Source organism: Micromonospora zingiberis, assembly GCF_004331455.1.
GTDB classification, from domain to species: Bacteria; Actinomycetota; Actinomycetes; order Mycobacteriales; family Micromonosporaceae; genus Micromonospora; species Micromonospora zingiberis.
Genome location: NZ_SJJR01000002.1, coordinates 378869 through 397686 on the forward strand (window position 1 = coordinate 378869; position 18818 = coordinate 397686).

At 71.6% G+C, this 18818-nt stretch carries 21 protein-coding genes and 1 tRNA gene; 17 read left to right on the forward strand and 5 right to left on the reverse strand.

Annotation, left to right across the window (positions count from 1 at the left end):
• Window positions 1-391 precede the first annotated feature (391 nt).
• Entirely contained in the window at window positions 392-592 is a 201-nt protein-coding gene (locus E0H26_RS04760; protein WP_131301194.1) for a DUF397 domain-containing protein, read from the reverse strand.
• Complete coding sequence (locus tag E0H26_RS04765) at window positions 583-1401, reverse strand: helix-turn-helix domain-containing protein (protein ID WP_131301197.1); 819 nt, start codon at window positions 1399-1401, stop codon at window positions 583-585. Before E0H26_RS04765 ends, E0H26_RS04760 begins: the two co-directional genes overlap by 10 nt.
• A gap of 239 nt (window positions 1402-1640) precedes the next feature.
• On the opposite strand from E0H26_RS04765, the gene E0H26_RS04770 reads away from it, so the two are divergent.
• From E0H26_RS04770 to E0H26_RS04835, 14 genes are all read left to right on the forward strand, one after another.
• Window positions 1641-1823, forward strand: coding sequence for a hypothetical protein (locus E0H26_RS04770; RefSeq protein ID WP_131301199.1), 183 nt, complete (start codon window positions 1641-1643; stop codon window positions 1821-1823).
• Entirely contained in the window at window positions 1820-2185 is a 366-nt protein-coding gene (locus E0H26_RS04775; protein WP_240742007.1) for a hypothetical protein, read from the forward strand. Before E0H26_RS04770 ends, E0H26_RS04775 begins: the two co-directional genes overlap by 4 nt.
• A gap of 59 nt (window positions 2186-2244) precedes the next feature.
• Window positions 2245-3177, forward strand: coding sequence for a Ppx/GppA phosphatase family protein (locus E0H26_RS04780; RefSeq protein WP_131301460.1), 933 nt, complete (start codon window positions 2245-2247; stop codon window positions 3175-3177).
• A 154-nt stretch (window positions 3178-3331) separates the two neighbouring features.
• A complete protein-coding gene (locus E0H26_RS04785; RefSeq protein ID WP_131301201.1) occupies window positions 3332-4018 on the forward strand; it encodes a dienelactone hydrolase family protein in 687 nt (228 codons plus the stop codon).
• Complete coding sequence (locus E0H26_RS04790) at window positions 4011-4751, forward strand: uracil-DNA glycosylase (RefSeq protein ID WP_420812782.1); 741 nt, start codon at window positions 4011-4013, stop codon at window positions 4749-4751. The genes E0H26_RS04785 and E0H26_RS04790 overlap by 8 nt, the downstream gene beginning before the upstream one ends.
• Before the next feature lie 77 nt (window positions 4752-4828).
• Window positions 4829-5557, forward strand: a complete 729-nt coding sequence (locus tag E0H26_RS04795; RefSeq protein ID WP_131301203.1) for a DUF4129 domain-containing protein — start codon at window positions 4829-4831, stop codon at window positions 5555-5557.
• Window positions 5554-6141, forward strand: a complete 588-nt coding sequence (locus tag E0H26_RS04800) for a hypothetical protein (protein WP_131301205.1) — start codon at window positions 5554-5556, stop codon at window positions 6139-6141. The genes E0H26_RS04795 and E0H26_RS04800 overlap by 4 nt, the downstream gene beginning before the upstream one ends.
• On the forward strand, window positions 6141-7148 hold the full coding sequence (locus E0H26_RS04805) for an AAA family ATPase (RefSeq protein ID WP_131301207.1): 1008 nt from the start codon (window positions 6141-6143) through the stop codon (window positions 7146-7148). The genes E0H26_RS04800 and E0H26_RS04805 overlap by 1 nt, the downstream gene beginning before the upstream one ends.
• Window positions 7149-7154: 6 nt before the next feature.
• Entirely contained in the window at window positions 7155-8531 is a 1377-nt protein-coding gene (locus E0H26_RS04810; RefSeq protein ID WP_131301209.1) for a DUF58 domain-containing protein, read from the forward strand.
• Between the two features lie 117 nt (window positions 8532-8648).
• Window positions 8649-9212, forward strand: coding sequence for a hypothetical protein (locus E0H26_RS04815; protein ID WP_131301464.1), 564 nt, complete (start codon window positions 8649-8651; stop codon window positions 9210-9212).
• Window positions 9213-9368: 156 nt separating this feature from the next.
• Complete coding sequence (locus E0H26_RS04820; protein ID WP_131301211.1) at window positions 9369-10682, forward strand: NAD(P)/FAD-dependent oxidoreductase; 1314 nt, start codon at window positions 9369-9371, stop codon at window positions 10680-10682.
• 207 nt (window positions 10683-10889) lie between these two features.
• A tRNA-Leu gene (locus E0H26_RS04825) sits at window positions 10890-10970 on the forward strand.
• Window positions 10971-11073: 103 nt separating this feature from the next.
• Complete coding sequence (locus E0H26_RS04830; RefSeq protein ID WP_131301213.1) at window positions 11074-11907, forward strand: Bax inhibitor-1/YccA family protein; 834 nt, start codon at window positions 11074-11076, stop codon at window positions 11905-11907.
• A 163-nt stretch (window positions 11908-12070) separates the two neighbouring features.
• Complete coding sequence (locus E0H26_RS04835; protein WP_240742019.1) at window positions 12071-12355, forward strand: hypothetical protein; 285 nt, start codon at window positions 12071-12073, stop codon at window positions 12353-12355.
• A 20-nt stretch (window positions 12356-12375) separates the two neighbouring features.
• Here E0H26_RS04835 and E0H26_RS04840 read toward each other — a convergent pair whose 3' ends face one another.
• The 3 genes from E0H26_RS04840 to E0H26_RS04850 form a co-directional block, all read right to left on the reverse strand.
• Window positions 12376-13635 (reverse strand): acetyl-CoA C-acetyltransferase, encoded by a 1260-nt coding sequence (locus E0H26_RS04840; RefSeq protein WP_131301215.1) that lies wholly within the window; start codon window positions 13633-13635, stop codon window positions 12376-12378.
• Between the two features lie 75 nt (window positions 13636-13710).
• Entirely contained in the window at window positions 13711-14514 is an 804-nt protein-coding gene (locus tag E0H26_RS04845) for an SGNH/GDSL hydrolase family protein (protein WP_131301217.1), read from the reverse strand.
• Between the two features lie 52 nt (window positions 14515-14566).
• A complete protein-coding gene (locus tag E0H26_RS04850; RefSeq protein WP_131301219.1) occupies window positions 14567-15616 on the reverse strand; it encodes an SGNH/GDSL hydrolase family protein in 1050 nt (349 codons plus the stop codon).
• Window positions 15617-15753: 137 nt separating this feature from the next.
• Between E0H26_RS04850 and E0H26_RS04855 the strand changes: the two genes are divergently transcribed.
• The 3 genes from E0H26_RS04855 (at window position 15754) to E0H26_RS04865 (ending at window position 18632) form a co-directional block, all read left to right on the forward strand.
• On the forward strand, window positions 15754-16110 hold the full coding sequence (locus E0H26_RS04855; protein WP_131301221.1) for a YkvA family protein: 357 nt from the start codon (window positions 15754-15756) through the stop codon (window positions 16108-16110).
• Window positions 16111-16195: 85 nt separating this feature from the next.
• Entirely contained in the window at window positions 16196-17566 is a 1371-nt protein-coding gene (locus E0H26_RS04860) for a cystathionine beta-synthase (protein WP_131301223.1), read from the forward strand.
• Between the two features lie 136 nt (window positions 17567-17702).
• Complete coding sequence (locus E0H26_RS04865) at window positions 17703-18632, forward strand: peptidase associated/transthyretin-like domain-containing protein (RefSeq protein ID WP_131301225.1); 930 nt, start codon at window positions 17703-17705, stop codon at window positions 18630-18632.
• The last annotated feature ends 186 nt before the right edge of the window (window positions 18633-18818 follow it).

Consider the following 18818-nt stretch of genomic DNA (forward strand, 5'->3'; position numbering starts at 1 on the left):
CGCCTGCGCCCACGCCCGCCGGGTGGCCGGGTGAGGGTCACCGCTTCGGGCCCTGTCGAGCTGAGCCGTTTGCGCTCTCGCGGTCGCTCAGGAGACGGCCACCGTACGCGGACGGAGTCGCCGGGTGTGCGCCGCCGACCGAGGGCCGGCCGCCGGGCCGACCAGACCGGGTGATCCGTTGATGCAGTCAGCTCGACAGGACCCCAGGACCCCAGGACCCCAGGACCCCAGGACCCCAGGGCCAAGGGCCAAGGGCCAAGGGCGGGAGGCCAGGGGCGAGCGGCGAGGGCGAGGGCGAGGGGCCGAGAGGGTTGGTGGGGTTGGGTCGTTTCCGCAGCGGGCCAACACGCGTCGAAGCCCTCGGCTGGGCGAGGGCTTCGGGGGCGGGAGGTTAGGCGGTCGGGCCGATCTCCTTTGTCAGCCCGACGAAGCTCGCCCAGGAGGTCGGGGTGAAGGCCAGCGTGCCGCCGTTCCGGTCCTTTGTGTCGCGGACGAGGACGACGCCGGTCAGATTGTCCGCTACCTCCACGCACGAGCCGCCGTTGGTCCCGGAGTAGGTCGACTTGCGCCACCTGGCCGCTGTCATGTCCATGTCTGCGCCGCTTCCTTGATCAGTTCGAGGGACTGTCTGCGGGGGAGCGCCTCACCACGGACCGCCTCCCAGGTCCGTTGCAGGGTGGCCAGATCTTCGGTGTGGTTCACGATCTGCGCCCGGACCTGGTGGTCGAGGTGCGCCACCACTGAGCCGTCGCTCAGCGTGGCCAGGATGAAGCCTCCCTGCAACCCAGGGTAGATCCCGGTCTCCGCCGGCACCACGAGGATTTGGACATGAGGCAGCTCGGAGATCTTGACCAGTTGTTCGAGCTGCTCCCGCATGGTGTCGGGGCGGCCGATGATGCCGCGCCGGAGCACCATCGCGTCGAGCGCCGCCACCACCGGCACCGGCACGTCCCGGGTGAGGATCGACTGCCGGTCCAGCCGGGACGCGACCCGTTGGTCGATCTGGTCGGGTAGAAGCAGGCCGTTGTCCATCATGCCGCGGGCGTATGCCTCGGTCTGGAAGATGCCCGGCACGAAGGCCGGCTCGTACCAGCGCAGTAGGGCTGCCTCCCGTTCCAGCTCAATCCATTCCCGCAGCCATGACGGTGTCTGCTCCAGCTTCGACAACTCGCGGAGCATTCGGCCGAACCGGCCTTCCGCCGCATCCGGGTCGAAGGCAGGGTCGTGCGCGCGATCGACGGCGAGCATGTAGTCCTTCGTGGGTGGTCGGCCACCGGTCTCGACCGAGCTGACGTGTGAGCCGGAATAGCCGATGACCCGTCCGAAATCGTCCTGGCTCATCCGGAGGTGGGCCCGGAGCAGGCGCAGTTCCTCGCGTACGTAGTCGATCGCGTTGCCCATCAATTCCTCACCTCTGCCCAATTCCGCCAGACGGCCCTTCAAGCCGGCCCTACAACCGCCGCGACCTGCGCAGATGACGCGAGCACCTATCGACGCCCGTGCGGTCCTATGCAGACTTTGGCACAACGGATCCGCTCCTATCCAGGAAGGGACGGGGCGGGTTTCGTGTCGGGGCCGCCCCTGGACTTCCCCCGTTACCGGGGCGGCCCCTCCCGATCCCCCGTGCGATGGAGGTCGATGTGCGTACCCGTCCGTTTCTCTGCCCTACGGTGGTCCTCACCGTCCTGCCGCGCCGCCGACGTGGCACTCACCTGCCCGAGTGGCTGCGCGAGCCCACCCAGCCGTTGCCGTTGCAGCGCCCCGGCCGGCCCGGCTGGCTGACCCCGGGCCAGCAGTGGCGGGCGAACGGTGGACACCGATGATCACTACTCGGCTCGCGCAGCCAGGTCGGGGCCCGCACCCCGAGCATCCGCATGCCATCGGGTCGAACGTCCCGCACACTCCGCTACGACCGATGTGGTGCTGTCGGGCCGACGGGCAACCATGGCCCTGCGCCCAGGCGCGACTCCTGCTCTGGGGCGAGTTCGACCGGAACCCCGCCGGCCTGACGATCTACCTTGCCGGGCTGATGTACGAGGCCATGCGCGACCTCTACCACCTGAACCCACACGACGGTCCCGAGCCGGGGGCGCTGTTCGACCGATTCGTCGGCTGGGCGAGGAACGGTCGGCGGGCCGGTGATTCGGCTGGTCGCGAAGGGGGTGGAGCGGCAGGTGAGACGTGATCGGCGAGTGGGCGGTCGGGGCACGGTGGCGCTGTAGGGTGACTGTCGTGACGACGCGCGTGGCTGCCATCGACTGCGGCACCAATTCGATCCGCCTGCTGGTCGCTGACCTGCCCGACCCGGCGGCCGGGCCGGCCGAGCCCCTGGTCGACCTGCGGCGGCGGATGGAGATCGTCCGGCTGGGGCAGGGAGTGGACGCTACCGGCCGGCTGGCTCCGGAGGCGATCGAACGGACCCGGATCGCGCTGGCCGACTACGCCGACGATATCGGCAAGCTCGGTGCCGAGCGGGTCCGGATGTGCGCCACCTCGGCCACTCGGGATGCCGAGAACGCGGCCGACTTCCGGGCCATGGTGGAACAGACCCTGGGCGTACCGCCGGAGGTGGTCAGCGGCGACGAGGAGGCCCGGCTCTCGTTCACCGGTGCGGTGCGTGGGCTGCCCGCCGACGCGCGGTCGCCGTACCTGGTGGTGGACATCGGTGGCGGTTCGACGGAGTTCGTCGTCGGCAGCCGTGACGCGGGCGTACAGGCGGCGATCTCGATGGACATCGGCTGCGTCCGGATGACCGAGCGGCACCTGCACGGCGATCCGCCCGGCCTGGACGAGATCGCCGCCGCGCAGGCGGACATCGCGGCGGCGGTCGACCGGGCGCTGACCGTCGTGCCGGGCCGCGAGGCCGCCACCCTGGTCGGGCTCGCCGGTTCGGTCACCACCGTCGTCGCCATCGCGCAAGGGCTCACCGAGTACGACCCGACCCGCATCCACCACGCCCGGGTGTCGTACGACCGGGTGGCGGAGGTGACCGCGCAACTGTTGGCGATGACCCGGGAGCAGCGGCTGGCGATTCCGGTGATGCACCCGGGTCGGGCCGACGTGATCGGCGCCGGTGCGCTGGTGCTTCGCGTGATCATGGAACGCGCCGGGATGGATGCGGTGGTCGCGTCGGAGCACGACATCCTCGACGGCATCGCCTGGAGTCTCGCCCGTTGACCGGCCGCTGGCCGCTGACCGGGCCGGATGCGAACGGGAGGTGAATGCCACTGTTCCGGCATCTTCCGGCGGAGGTCACCGCGTGGCAGGCTACGCGCACGTGGGACCACTGGGCGACCAGCCAACGATGACTGACCGCTAGGAGGACGGGCCGATGGGCGAGATGGTGACCTACCGTGGCGATGGCGGTACAGGTGAGGGCTACCTCGCGATACCCGCCACCGGCACGGCCAGCCCTGCGGTAATCGTCATTCAGGACTGGTGGGGGCTGGTGCCGCACATCCGGTCGGTGGTGGACCGGTTCGCCGAGGCCGGCTTCGTCGCGCTCGCCCCGGACTTCCGTCACGGTGAACCGGCCGGCAAGCCGAGCGAGCCCCGGCAGATGCTGAACGGGCCGCAGATGGACGAGGCGGCGCGGGAGATCGCGGTGGCCGCCGACTACCTGGCCGGCCGGACCGAGGTCACCGGCAAGATCGGCTGTGCCGGCTTCTGCGCCGGGGCCAGCCTGGCGCTGTGGGCCGCGAGCTTCTCCGAGCGGATCGTCGCCACCGCCGCGTTCTACCCCCGCCTGCCGTGGGAGGGCATGCGTTCGGAGTGGACGGACTACGCCGGCAAGGACGCGCTCGTGCACTGCTCCGAGGCGGACGGCACCTCGGCCGACCCGGGCGTGCAGACCGTACGCCGGGCCATCGAGAACGCCGGCGGCACCTGCCACCTGCACGACTACCCGGGCACCGCGCACGCCTTCTTCAACGAGGACCGGCCGGAGAAGTTCGACCAGCGTGCGGCGACCAGTGCCTGGGCCCGCAGCCTCGAACTGTTCCGGGCGAAGCTTGGCTGAGCCGCGTACGCCCGCCGATGTGGTCGCCCGCGCCGCGCGGGCGACCGACCTGGCTGACCTCGACGCGGCTGTCACCGATTGTTACGCCTGCCCCCGGTTGGTCCAGTGGCGGGAGGAGGTGGCGCGCACGAAGCGGGCCGCCTTCCGCGACCAGGTGTACTGGGGGCGGCCGGTGCCCGGCTTCGGTGACCCCACGGCCCGGATCGCGATCCTCGGTCTGGCCCCGGCGGCGCACGGTGGCAACCGCACCGGGCGCATCTTCACCGGTGACCGTTCCGGCGACGTGCTGTTCGCCGCGTTGCACCGCGCCGGCCTGGCCAACCAACCGACCAGCGTGGCCGCCGACGACGGGCTGACCCTGCGGCAGACACGGATCTTCGCCGCCGTGCGCTGTGCGCCGCCGGACAACAAGCCCACCCCCGTCGAGCGGGACACCTGTGCACCGTGGCTGCATCGGGAGGTAGCCCTGGTCCGCCCGACGTTGCGGGTGGTGGTTGCGTTGGGTGCCTTCGCCTGGGCCGCGTGGTGGCCGGTGTTGCGGGACGTCTACGGTGTCGCCGCGCCCAGCCCGCGACCGTCGTTCGGCCATGGGGCACACTGGTCCGGCACGGCCGTTCCGGAATTGCTCGGTTGCTACCACGTCAGCCAGCAGAACACCTTCACCGGGCGGCTCACACCAGAGATGCTGGACGATGTGTTCGCCCGGGCGAAGCGGTTGGCCGGGGTGGACTGAGGCTGCGGGGCGGTGGCGATGACGGACGGGACGGTCACTTGCCCGCCGTACGCCCCGGTGGCCCGGAGGTAGGCCGGATGGACCTCGTGCGCAGGTGGTGGCCGGTCACGGTGGTGGCCGCGTTGCTTGCCGCCGTCGCCCTGGCCGCCTCGCACTCCTCGATCGGCGCGAGTCGGATCCCGCCCGCCGTGCAGGACGCGCCGTTCGTGCTGGAATACCCGACCGACGAGGCACGGCCCTCGATTCCCGCCGAGCCGCGCGAAGCCGCCGAGCAGACCCGTACCGAGATCCCTTCCTGGCTCGGCACGGTGGCGCTGGTGTTGCTCGGGGCGGCGCTGCTCGCGGCCATCGGCTATCTGGCCTGGTCGGTGGCGCGGGGAGTGGCGCGGCGGGTCACCCGCCGGTTGCCGGCCCGCCCGGCTCGACGCAGCGCCGAAGGCACCGCGCGGGAGGTCGTCGCCGCCGTCGATGCCGGTCTGGTCGATCTGGACGACCGGGCCACCGATCCGCGTACCGCCGTGATCGCCTGCTGGGTACGCCTCGAAGAGGCCGCCGCCGCCGCAGGAGTACCCCGGCTGACCGGCGACACCCCGACCGACCTGGTCACCCGGCTGCTGCGCGGCGACCCGTCCGCCGGCGTACCGGCCATCGTCAGCGCCGACGTGCTGGCCGAGTTCGCGCACGTGTACCGGGAGGCCCGCTACGCCACCCGGCCGGTCGACGAACGCACCCGCGACCAGGCCCGCGCCGCGCTGCGCCGGTTGCGCGGCGAACTCACCGCCACGGTGGAGCAGGTGACGGCGTGAGCAGGACCAGCATCGACGACCTGCTCACCTTCGAGGAGGAGCGGCCGGTCCAGCCGGAGCAGCGTCGTGGTGGCCGGCTGCGGTCGCTGGTCGCTCTCATCGGTGTCGCCGCCGCCGCGACCGTGGTACTCGTCGCCGGGCTGCGCGCGGTCGGCCTGCGGGTGTCCCTACTGGTGCTGGTGGCCGCGGTGGTCACGCTGCTGCTGGTACGTCGCATCGTGGCCCTGCTCGCCCCGCCGCCGACATCCACGCAGTCGTCCACCTCGCGTCCGCGCGGCGAGGAGGACGGCATGTACAACTGGGACGCCCGGGACGCGCTCCGTACCGCCATCAACGGCTGGGAACTGCCGCTGGAATGGTCGAAGACCCGGTCCGAACGCTTCACCGGGGTGATCCTGCCTCGGCTCGCGGAGTTGGCCGACGAGCGGTTACGCCTCAAGCACGGGGTGACCCGCGAGTCGGATCCGGCCCGGGCCCGCGCCCTGCTGGGCGACCGTCTGTGGCTGTTTCTGGAGACCCCGCCTCGCCGCACCCCCTCGCCGCGCGACCTCGCGGCGATCGTCGCCGAACTGGAGAAGATCTGATGAACGACGCCGTCCGGACCATGCCTCCCACCGAGGTCGGTAACCTCGCCCGGGCGGTACTGGACGCGGTGGGCCAGGTCGTGGTCGGCAAGCGGGATGCCCTGGAACTGGTGCTCGCCGGCATCCTCGCCGGTGGTCACGTGCTGCTGGAGGATCTGCCCGGCCTGGGTAAGACGCTCACCGCCCGGTCCTTCGCGCAGGCGCTCGGGTTGGACTTCCGTCGCCTCCAGTTCACCCCCGATCTGCTGCCCGCCGATGTCACCGGCTCCTTCCTCTACGACCAGCGCAGCGGCGACTTCACCTTCCGGGCCGGGCCGGTCTTCACGAACCTGCTGCTCGCCGACGAGATCAACCGGACCCCGCCGAAGACGCAGTCGGCCCTGCTGGAGGCGATGCAGGAGAAGCAGGTCTCGGTGGAGGGGGTGACCTACCGGCTGGACGAGCCGTTCCACGTGCTGGCCACCGCCAACCCCATCGAGTACGAGGGCACCTATCCGCTGCCGGAGGCGCAGCTGGACCGGTTCCTGCTGCGGGTGTCGTTCGGCTACCCGGAGCAGGAGGAAGAGTGGGAGGTGCTGCGCCGCCGGATGGCCCGCCGCCGCGAGGAGGCCGACATCAAACCGGTGGTCGACGCGGCGACGCTGCGGGCCATGCAGGCGGCGCTGGAGGACGTGGTGGTCGAGGACTCGGTCGGTCGCTACATCGTGGCGCTCACCGCGGCCACCCGGGAACACCCCTCGGTGCTGGTCGGTGCCTCGCCGCGTGGCTCGCTGGCGTTGCTGCTGCTGGCCCGGGTGCGGGCCGTGCTCTCCGGACGGGACTATGTGGTGCCGGAGGACGTCAAGGACGTGGCGGCACCAGCGCTGGCGCACCGGATCACGCTGCGGCCGGAGATGTGGCTGCGTCGCGTCGATCCGTCCTTCGTGGTCGGTGAGGTCCTCGACCAGACCCCGGCGCCGGCCAGCGGTGCGTTGCCCAGCTACGCCGCCGGGCGGCAGGGGCACTGACCCGACGTGAGTCTTCCGGACCGACCGGCACCGGCCAACTGGGCGCCCACCTGGGCACTCGGGCGAGCGGTGCTGCTCACCGGCCTGCTGCTGGTGGCGGCGGTGCTACTCGGCCGGGTGGACCTGGTCGTGCTGGCCGCCCCGTTCGCGCTCGGCACCGCGTACGCGTTGCGCCGCCGGCCCACCGAACTGCCTCAGGTGTGGGTGACCGCCGACGAGGGACACCTGGTGGAGGGGGGCGAGCTGACCGGGCGGGTCAGCGTCGGCAACCCGGGCGCGGTGCCGTACGACGTGGCGGTGGTCCGTACCCGGGTCTCGCCCTGGCTGCGGGTCGAACGGGCCAGTCTCGCCGGTGGAGCCGTCGCCGGCCGCAGCGGTGGTCGACGGTCGGTCGTCGACCGACCGTTCGTCACCTCGGTGACCCCGGACACCGCAGTCGACCTTGAGCTGACCGGCGCCGCGCTGCGCTGGGGGCGGCACCAGCTCGGCCCGGCCGGCGCGCGGGTCGCCGCCGCGCAGGGCCTGCTGGTCTCCCGCGCGGTGATCGCCGAGCCGGTCGTCAACCGGGTGTACCCGAAGACCGAGCCGTTCGAGGCGGTCAACGCGATGCCCCGGGCGGCCGGGCTGGTCGGCGCGCACCACTCGCGGCGGGCCGGTGAAGGCGGCGAGTTGGCCGGCGTACGGGTCTTCGCCCCCGGCGACCGGCTGCGCCGGATCGACTGGCGGGTGTCGCTACGCGCCCGGCAACTGCACGTGGCGGCCACCCTCTCCGATCGGGACGCCGAGGTGGTCGTCCTGCTCGACGTGCTCGCCGAGGCGGGTCGTTCCGGTGGCATCACCGGCACGGCGTCGGTGCTGGACACCACCGTCCGGGCCGCCGCCGCCATCGCCGAGCACTACCTGCACCGGGGCGACCGGGTGGCGCTTCTTGAGTACGGTCCGAGTGCCCGGCGGTTGCGCCCGGCCACCGGCCGGCGGCAGTACCTGACCGTCCTGGAGTGGCTGTTGGACGTGAAGGCCCAGTTCTCCCCGCACGAACCCTACGACCAGGTGTTCGGCCCGCAACTGCTCTCCGCCGACGCGCTGGTGGTGGTGCTCACGCCGCTGCTGGAGGAACGGTCGGCACAGATGTTGGCCCGGTTGGCCCGTTCGGGACGGTTCGTGGTCGCCGTGGACACCCTGCCGGCCGACCTGTCGCCGCCGAAGGATCGGGGCTGGGCCGAGGTGGCGTACCGGCTGTGGCGGCTGGATCGGGACACGATGATCGCCCAGTTGCGTGAGCACGGCGTGCCGGTCGTGCCGTGGGCCGGCGCCGGCAGCCTCGACCAGGTGCTGCGCGACGTGGCCCGGCTGGCAACCGCCCCAAGGGTCGGTGGCCGGTGAGCGCGAGGAACGCAGCGCAGCGGAGTCCCGCAGTCGCGAGCGAAGGACTGGCCCGGTGAGCGCGAGGAACGCAGCGCAGCGGAGTCCCGCAGTCGCGAGCGAAGGATCGGCCCAGTGATCGAGTCGCTCACCGGCCGGGTTCGGGCGCTGCGGACGGCGACTGGCCGGATCACGTTGGCCCCGGTGCTGGTCCGGTTGGGGATTTTCCTCAGCTCGCTGGCGGGGCTGCTGCTGGCGTACCCGGCCGAGGTCGTCGCGGGGCAGGCGCTGCCCGCCCTGCTGGGGGTGGCGGCGTTGCCGGCGCTGGCGCCGCGCCGGTTCTGGCCGACCTTCGCCGCGCTGGTCACCATCGGCGGCTGGCTGCTGGCCACCGACGGGTACGGCCGGCCCATCGCGCTGTGGCGGCTGATGGCCGTGGCGGTGCTGCTCTATCTCACGCACACGCTCTGCGCGCTGGTCGCGGTGCTGCCGTACGACGCGGTGGTGGATCCGGATCTCATCGTGCGTTGGCTCACGCGTACCGGCGCAGTGTTGCTCGCCACGTCGGTGCTCGGGGTGCTGCTGTTGGAACTGAGCCGGATTCGCGGTGGCGCAGCGGGCTGGCAGTCCGCCACGATCGCCGGTCTGCTGGTCGCGCTCGCGGTGACAGCGTTGCTGGCCTGGCTGCTGAGACGCCGGTGACAGCAGGGCCGGAAGGGGTCGGTCGCGGCGGCGTTACCGGCGCGTTGGAAGTGTTCCGAGTGGGCTGGGTTGCTCAGGTCACAGGGAGGTTGTGCTCGGTCACAGAAGGGGGCCGCGAGCGGGATTAGTGCCGCCGGTGGGGGAAAGATGGTAGGCGTGAATCCGAAGCGGATCCTTGTGGTGGGCGCCGGGCACGTTGGTCTCTACGCGGCGCTGCGCCTGTCGAAGAAGCTCAGCTCCCGTGAGGCTGAGGTGATCGTCGTCGACCCCCAGCCGCACATGACGTACCAGCCGTTCCTGCCGGAAGCATCGGCGGGAAACATCTCCCCGCGGCACTCCGTGGTGCCGCTGCGTCGCGAGTTGCGCCGGTGCACGGTGGTGGCCGGCGCGGTGACCCGAATCGAGCACGACCGCAAGACCGCCACCGTCCAGCCGATCGTCGGCCCGCCCCGGGAGATCACGTACGACCATGTCGTGGTCGCCCCCGGCTCGGTCTCCCGGACCCTGCCGATTCCCGGCCTGCACGAGCACGGGATCGGGTTCAAGACCATCGGTGAGGCCATCTACCTGCGCAACCACGTGCTGGAGCAGTTGGATGTGGCCGCTGCCACCACCGACCCAGAGGTGCGCCGCCGGGCCCTGACCTTCGTCTTCGTCGGTGGTGGCTACGCCGGCATCGAGGCGTTGGCCGAGATGGAGGACATGGCCCGGGACGCCCTGCGGTACTACCCCGAGCTGAAGACGTCGGACATGCGGTGGGTGCTGGTGGAGGCCACCCAACGGGTGCTGCCCGAGGTCGATCGGGACATGGGCGCCTACACGGTGCAGCAGTTGCTGAAGCGGGACATGGACATCCGGCTCGACACCCGCCTGGAGTCCTGTGTCGACGGGGTGGTCAAGCTCTCCGACGGGGACAGCTTCAGCTCCGACACCATCGTCTGGACCGCCGGGGTGAAGCCCTCGCCGATGCTGGACGCGACCGACTTCCCGCGCGATGACCGGCGCCGGGTCACCTGCCTGCCGACGCTTCAGGTGGTCGACGGGGACCGGGTGGTCGAGGGGGCGTGGAGTGCCGGCGACTGTGCGGCCGTACCGGACCTGACCAAGCCGCCGGGCAACTACTGCTCGCCGAGCGCGCAGCACGCCGTACGCCAGGCGCAGCGGCTGGCGGACAACATCGTCGCCGTGGTTCGAGGTCGGCAGCCGGTGGACTACAAGCACAAGCACGCGGGCAGTGTGGCGAGCCTGGGCCTGCACAAGGGGGTGGCGCAGGTCTACGGCATCAAGATGACCGGCTGGCCCGCCTGGTTCATGCACCGTACGTACCACATGAGCCGGATTCCCTCGTTCAACCGCAAGATCCGGGTGGTGGTCGACTGGACGCTGGCGTTCGTCCTCAAGCGCGAGGTGGTCGCCCTCGGCCAGCTACACGACCCCCGCGAGGAGTTCGCCGAAGCCTCCCGTAAGTAAGGAAGGGCACCTTCTTAACGTCTCCGGTAGAGAAGGGGTCCCCTTTTAACACCTGTATCCGCCCCCGGCTGGTCGCTGGCCGGGGGCGGATGCACGACCTGCCGTACGGGGTCTGGCGCGGGGGTGCTCGTCGCACGGGACGCCGTACCGGCCGGGAAACCGCTACCGTGGCACTGCACCGCGCGTGCCGGCGCGTCGGGGTCACCCGCCCGGGTGGTGGAACGGCAGACACGGCCGCCTTAAAAGCGGCTGCCGCAAGGCGTGCGGGTTCGACCCCCGCCCCGGGCACTCTCAGCGTTCCCTCAGCTTTCCGACGTCCAACGGGCTGTTCCGGCCGTTTACTCTTATAGCGCGCGTTGACGTGCCACGACCCCCTTAGGGAGGCCAGACAGTGAAGACTTCGAACCCGGTACTCGCTCGGCTCGGCCAGGCGGCCGAGCGGGAGCGGGCCGCCGGGTACGCCCCGACCGGGCCGTACGGACAGCCCGGCTACCCCCAGCAGTACCCGCCGCAGGTCGGCTACCCCGGCGCGCCGGGCTACCCCTCCGCGCCGCCGGCGGTCACCCCCATGTCGATCGACGACGTGGTGGTCAAGACGGTGACGCTCCTGGCCATCGTCGGCGTTTCCGCCGCAGCGGCCTGGATGTTGGTGCCCGACGCGCTGCTCGGCGTTGCCTGGATCGGCGCGGCCGTCGTCGGTCTGGTGCTCGGTCTGATCATCTCGTTCTCCCGGATGGCGAACCCGGCGCTGGTCGTCGCGTACGCCCTCGTCGAGGGCGTCCTCGTCGGCGCGGTCAGCAAGTTCTTCGAGGCGCGCTACCCGGGCATCGTCATCCAGGCGGTCGTCGCCACCTTCGGCGTCTTCTTCGTGATGACCATGCTCTACAAGGCGCGGGTCATCCGGGCCACGCCGAAGTTCACCAAGGGTCTGATCGCGGTGATGGCGGGCCTGTTCGCCGTCATGATGATCAACTTCGTGTTGGCGTTGTTCGGCGTGAACACCGGCCTGCGTGACGGTGGCCCGTGGGCCATCGGCTTCAGCCTGATCTGCATCGTGGTCGCCTCGCTGAGCTTCGTACTCAGCTTCAAGGAGGTCGAGGACGGCGTCCGGATGGGGCTGCCGCAGCGGTACTCCTGGGTCGCCGCGTTCGGCATCCTGGTCAGCCTGATCTGGCTCTACATCGAGATCCTTCGACTGCTGAGCTACTTCCAGGGCGACGACTGACCGCGCCGCCCAGCGACCGACCGGCGCCCGCTCCCCACTGGGGACGGGCGCCGTCGTCATTTCCACCCGGACCTGTGCTCGGCGGCACGGCGCGCGGGGCGGGTGGCGGGATGGATAGGGTTCGGATGTGCAGGACGTGGATCTGGGTCGCGGCGTGGAACTGATGGTGCGGCAGGTCGGACACTGGCAGCAGCCACGGTGGTCCGCCGTTGCGGCCGGCGGCAACGTGGCCCGAGGCGATCTGGTGCACCGGCTGGTGCAGGAGATCGCCAACCTGACCGCCGACGCGGAAGGCCAGCCCCGGCGAGACGTGCCTCGACTCGACAACGACCTGGCCCTGCCCGACCAGCTGCGGGTCGTCGCGGCGGATCTGCTCGCCGCCGGACCGCCTGCGGAGGTCCTGGCCCGAGCCGCCGCCCAGGTCGCGGCGACCCGGGCGGCGCTGTAGGACGACCCTGGGCCGGAACGTCAGCTGAGGCGTTCCAGAACCATCGCCATGCCCTGGCCACCGCCGACACACATGGTTTCCAGGCCGATGGTCTTGTCGTGCCACTGCAGGGCGTTGAGCAGCGTGCCGGTGATCCGGGCACCGGTCATCCCGAACGGGTGGCCGACGGCGATCGCACCGCCCATCACGTTCAGCTTCTCCTCGGGGATGCCGAGCTGACGGTACGACGGGATCACCTGGGCGGCGAACGCCTCGTTGATCTCGACGAGATCGACATCGGCGATGGTCATGCCGGCCCGATCGAGTGCCTGCCGGCTCGCCTCGACGGGACCGAGCCCCATGATCTCCGGTGACAGCGCGGTGACGCCGGTGGAGACGATCCGGGCCAGCGGGGTGATCCCCAACTCCTGCGCCCGCTGGGCGCTCATCACGACCACCGCGGCGGCCCCGTCGTTGAGCGGGCAGCAGTTGCCGGCGGTGATCCGACCGTCGGGCCGGAAGACCGGCTGCAACGTGGAGACCGCCGCCAGGTTCACCCCCGGGCGTGGACCGTCGTCGGTGTTGACCACCGTGCCGTCCGGGGTGGTGACGGGAGTGATCTCGCGGGCCCAGAACCCGTCCGCGATAGCCTTCTCGGCCAGGTTCTGGCTGCGTACGCCGAACGCGTCCATCTCCGCGCGGGACACGTCGTACACCTGGGCCAGGTTTTCCGCAGTTTGCCCCATGGCGAGGTAGACGTCGGGGAGTGCGCCCTCGTCGCGTGGGTCGGTCCAGACCGGGGCGCCGGCCTCGGCGCGGGCCACGGACCGCTGCTGCGCCTCGGCGAAGCGTGGGTTCTCCCAGCGCCCCAGCAGGGCCTGTGCCTCGGCCGGCAGACCGTCCGAGCTGCCCCGGGCGTACCGGGAGACGGCCTCGACCCCGGCGGAGACGAAGACGTCGCCCTCGCCGGCCCGGATCGCGTGCATCGCCATCCGGGTGGTCTGCAACGACGAGGCGCAGTAGCGGGTGAGCGTCGCGCCGGGCAGCCGGTCGAGGCCCATCAGGATGGCGACCACCCGGGCCATGTTGAAGCCCTGCTCGCCGCCGGGCAGGCCGCACCCCAGATAGAGGTCGTCGATCTCCTGCCGGTCGAGCTGCGGGACCTTGTCCAGGGCTGCCTGCACGATGGTGGCGGCGAGGTCGTCCGGGCGTAGGTCACGGAGGGAGCCCTTGTGGGCCCGACCGATGGGCGAGCGGGCGGTGGCGACGATCACGGCATCGCGGGGCGACTCAATCGGCATGCCCCAACGTTAACCCGTCAGTAACTTACGGCGGAAGCTGCCGCCACGGACGGCGGGCCGGCGTACGGTCAGGGGTCAGTGGCGGGGTGTGACCGCCGCGGCGGCGGCCACCGCCGGCAGCAGCGCGTGTGCCCAGACCCGGTAGCCGTCGGCGGAGGGGTGGTAGCCGTCGTGGCAGAACGTGCCGGCGTCGGCGCGGAAGACCGGACCGGTCTCGGTGGCCAGGTCGACCACCGTCCCCCCGGCGTCGAGGACCGCCTTTGTCTGGGCCCGGCCGACCCGGCGGCCGACCCAGCCGACGACCTGACGTAGCGGCGGGGCGATGGCCCGTACCGCGCCGAGGTCCGGGCAGGTGCCGACGACGACCTCGACCCCGGCCTGGCGTAGCCGGTGCACGGCCGCGCCGAGGTAGGCGGCGGCATCGGCCGGACGGCGCAGGCTGGTGGCGTCGTTCGCCCCGATCAGGACGACCGCCACGTCTGGCTGTTCGCCCAGCAAAGCCCGAGCCACCTGGGTCGCCAGGTCGGTGGAGCGCGAACCGGAGACACCGACGCTGGACAGGCGTACCCGTCGCCCGGTCGGCCCTTCCGCGAGAAGCTCGGCCAGCTGCCCGCCGATGGTGTCGCCGAGGCGATCGACACCGACCCCGAGAGCGGACGAGTCACCGAGCAGCACCAGACGCAGCGGCGGGGCATCGGCGCGGCCCACCGTCGCGCGCAACGCCAGGCCCAACTCGGGCTGGGCGTAGCGGCGGCTGCGGGCCAGCACGGCCTGTCCGGCGAGTACGGCCGCCCCACCGAGCGTGCCGGCGACCAGCGAGGCAGCCGCGGTACGGGCCAGCCAGCCGGCCACCCGGACTCCGGACGACCTGGTGTTCATCTCGTTGCCCCGGTGGGCGGGCCCGCGTTGTGCGGGGGCCTGATCCGCTCGGTCATTTGAGTTCCTCCACTGCGGGTGAGTCGACGCCGGCCGGCTGTGACACCGCACCGACACCGAACAGCCCTCGGCGACGCAGCTGCGCCCAGCGACCGCCCGGACCGCTCTCGCTGCCACGGACCTGCGTGCCGCTGACCTCCGTGCCCGGACGTCGAGCCGCTTCGTGAGCGGCCTTCGGCAACGACCGTACGCCTTCGACGCGCGTTGGCGAAGGCCTGCGTTCCGCTCCGTAACCGAGCGCGGCGAGCACCGTGGGCAGGATGGCGGCGGCAGCCATCGCGTACCCCTCGGCGGAGGGGTGGAACCGGTCCCAGGCGAACATCCGTCCCGGTTCGGCGGTGAAGCGTGGACCCAGCAGATCGCCGAGGGAGACCGTCCAGCCGCCCGCCGAGACCACGGCGATGGTCTGCGCGGCGGCGAGCTGGCGGCTCCACCGGCGGGCCAGCCACCGCAGCGGCGGCTGGATGGGACGGATCGCCCCCAGATCGGGGCAGGTGCCGACGACCACCTCGGCCCCGGCCGCGCGGAGGGCCCGGACCCCCTCGACGAGGTGCCGTACGGCCAGGCTGGGCGGCGTACGGTTGGTCACGTCGTTGCCGCCGATCAGGATCACCGCGACGTCGGGATCGCACTCCAGGGCCGCCTCGACCTGGAACCTCAGGCCGGCCGAGATGGCACCCACCACGGCGAAGCGATGCAGGCGTACGGGACGCTGGAGCCGCCGGGACAGCCCGGTGGCCAGCAGCGCGCCGGGTGTCTCCCGCCGACGGTGCACCCCGTATCCGGCGGCGGAGGAGTCGCCGAGCACGACCATGGTCAGGGCCGGGCCGGGAAACTTCGCACCGTAGACCCCGTCACAGCGCGGTGGGGGTGCCTCCGCCATCGGGATGGTGCGGCGGGCCTGGCGGGCCTGACCGAACAGTACGCCGGTGGCGGCTGCGGCCGTCACCGTGGCGGCACCGGTGCCGATCGCCGCCAGCCGGGCCACCCGCCACGCGCGCTGCCAGCGCGGGCGGTCAGGTACGACAGAACCAACGGCCCCCATACCGCGACATTAGCGCGCCGGTCCGACGTGTCGCTGTGCGCGTACGGCGCCCCGGTGCCTGGAATCCGACCGCTCTGGGTATTTGATTGAGGGTGTTGCGTCGGTTCGTCACGCTGCACGTGGAGAGGAGCACGACGATGGCTAGGACGTTGAAGCGGGGTGCCGCCTTCGTGGCCCTGGGCCGGGCCCTGACCTCCGGTGCTCGGGGCGGCCCATCGCTCGGCGCGCGGATCGGCGCGTTGCCCAGGATGATCGCCGCCACCGCCCGAGGACGGTACGACGGCGGGCTGCGGCTGGCCATGATGACGGCGGCGACGGCGTACATCGTCTCCCCGATCGACGCGGTCCCGGAGATGTTCCTGACCGTGTTCGGGCTGATCGACGACGCGGTGATGGTCACCTGGCTGGCCGGGGCCGTGCTCGCCGAGACCGAACGCTTCCTGGAGTGGGAGGCACGTCGCAGCTCTGTGGTCCCCGGGCACGTGGTGCCCTGACCCGACGTACCCTGGGCGCGGGAATCTCACGGAGTCACCCGCCCCGGCCTGCGGCGCCGGCGCCGGAGGAGAAGGGCACAACGAGGTGCAGTACTACGACAACGTCGTCGAGATGATCGGCAACACCCCGCTGGTACGGCTGCGCAACGTCGCCGAGGGCATCCAGGCGACCGTGCTGGCGAAGGTGGAGTACCTCAACCCCGGTGGGTCGGTGAAGGACCGGATCGCGCTGCGGATGGTGGAGGACGCCGAGGCGGCCGGGATTCTCCGGCCCGGTGGCACCATCGTCGAGCCGACCAGCGGCAACACCGGCGTCGGGCTGGCCCTGGTGGCCCAGCTCAAGGGCTACAAGTGCGTCTTCGTCTGCCCCGACAAGGTCAGCCAGGACAAGCAGGACGTGCTGCGGGCGTACGGCGCCGAGGTGGTGGTCTGCCCGACCGCCGTTGCGCCGGAGGACCCCCGCTCCTACTACAACGTCTCCGACCGGCTGGCCCGGGAGATCCCCGGCGCCTGGAAGCCCAACCAGTACGCCAACCCGGCGAACCCGCGTTCGCACTACGAGACCACCGGCCCGGAGCTGTGGAAGCAGACCGAGGGGCGGATCACGCACTTCATCGCGGGGGTGGGGACCGGCGGCACCATCTCCGGCATCGGGCGGTACCTGAAGGAGGCGTCCGGCGGCACGGTCAAGGTCATCGGGGCGGACCCGGAGGGTTCGGTCTACTCCGGCGGCACCGGCCGGCCGTACCTGGTGGAGGGGGTCGGCGAGGACTTCTGGCCGGAGACGTACGACCGTGGCGTGGCCGACGAGATCATCGAGGTCTCGGACAAGCAGTCCTTCGAGATGACCCGGCGGCTGGCCCGCGAGGAAGGGCTGCTGGTCGGCGGCTCCTGCGGAATGGCGGCGGTGGCCGCGCTCCAGGTGGCCCGCTCCGCCGGCCCGGACGACGTGATCGTGGTGCTGCTGCCGGACGGTGGCCGGGGTTACCTCTCCAAGATCTTCAACGACGGCTGGATGGCCCGCTACGGCTTCCTCGACAACTCCGGCTCCGAGCCGACCGTGGCCGAGGCGCTGGCCAGCAAGCCGGGCGGCCTGCCCGAGCTGGTGCACGTACACCCGACGGAGACGGTCCGCGACGCGGTCGACTACATGCGGGAGTACGGCGTCTCGCAGCTGCCGGTGCTCAAGGCCGAGCCGCCGGTGGTCACCGGCGAGGTGGCCGGCTCGATCGCCGAGCGGGATCTGCTCGACGCGCTCTTCACCGGCCAGGCGCAGCTGCACGACACGATCGAGCGGCACATGGCGGCGCCGCTGCCGATGGTCGGTGGCGGCCAGCCGGTCAGCGAGGCGGTGAACCTGCTGGAGAAGTCCGACGCCGCGTTGGTGCTGATCGACGGCAAGCCCAAGGGCGTACTCACCCGCCAGGACCTGCTCGCCCACCTCGGCGCCCGCTGATCCCGACCGAGCCGCGAGGCCCTCTTCCCGATGCGGGAAGGGGGCCTCGGTGCACAGCGGGCACACAACCTTTGCAAAGCCGGCGCCGATCCTCCGTCCCTACCGTCGCGGTCAGCGACCACGACAGGAGGCGACGATGGGGTACGACGACCATGAGGGGCAGCGGGTCAGCCGGCGGCGGCTGATCGCCGGGATCGGTTCGGTCGGGCTGGCCGGTCTGCTGGCCGCCTGCACACGCGGCGGCACGGTGACCACGTCGACGGGGGAGACGATCGCCCCGCAGGCGACCACCACCAGCGACCTGACCTCGTTGTTCGACGGGGCGAACACCTGCACCCTGGCGGCGAGTACCACCCAGGGCCCGTACTACTTCGACGCCGACAAGATCCGCAGCGACATCCGGGAGGACCGCGAGGGCGTACGGCTGCGGTTGGCGATCAGGCTGCAGGACAGCGAGCAGTGCGCGCCGTTGTCGAACGCGGTGGTGGAGATCTGGCACTGCGACGCGGCCGGGCTCTACTCCGGCGCCGAGGCACAGTCGTCCGGCGCCAACGGCGCCTCCGGCGGCGGCATGCCCCCCGGCGGCGGCACCCCGCCGAGTGGGGCACCCGCGGGCGGTCCCGGCAGCGGCGGTCCGGCCGGCGGCGGTCCGGGCGGGGCGCCCGGCGCCACCCCGGCTGACGGTGCCTCCGGCGGCGGCGACATGGCCGACCTGACCCCGACCGACGATCAGCGCTACCTGCGGGGGGCCCAGGTGACCAACGCCGACGGCATCGTCGAGTTCACCACCATCTGGCCCGGCTGGTACCGGGGTCGCACCGTGCACATCCACGCGATGGTGCACGTCGACAATGCCCGGGTGCTGACCACCCAGGTGATGTTCGACGAGGCGCTGAACGCGAAGGTCTACGCGAACCAGCCGTACGCGGCGCACACCGGTCGGGACACCTTGAACGACAACGACTCCATCTACGCCGACAGCATGCTGTTGACGGTGCGCGAGGAGGGCGACGGCTACCTCGGCGTGATCAACTTCGGAGTCGACGCCGACCAGGACGGGACCTGAGACGCCCCCGACAGCCACGCCCCCGGCAGCGCCGAGCACCGCCCACCCGTCCTGGCCATGTGAATGTCCAGACCCCTCCCGCCGGGCAGCGACACCCTCCAGTACGCCCTTTGCTCTGCTTCAACCGACGCCACGATTGTCGCGGGAAAACTGTGCGCGGATTGAAGCAGAGCAAAGGAGGCGCAA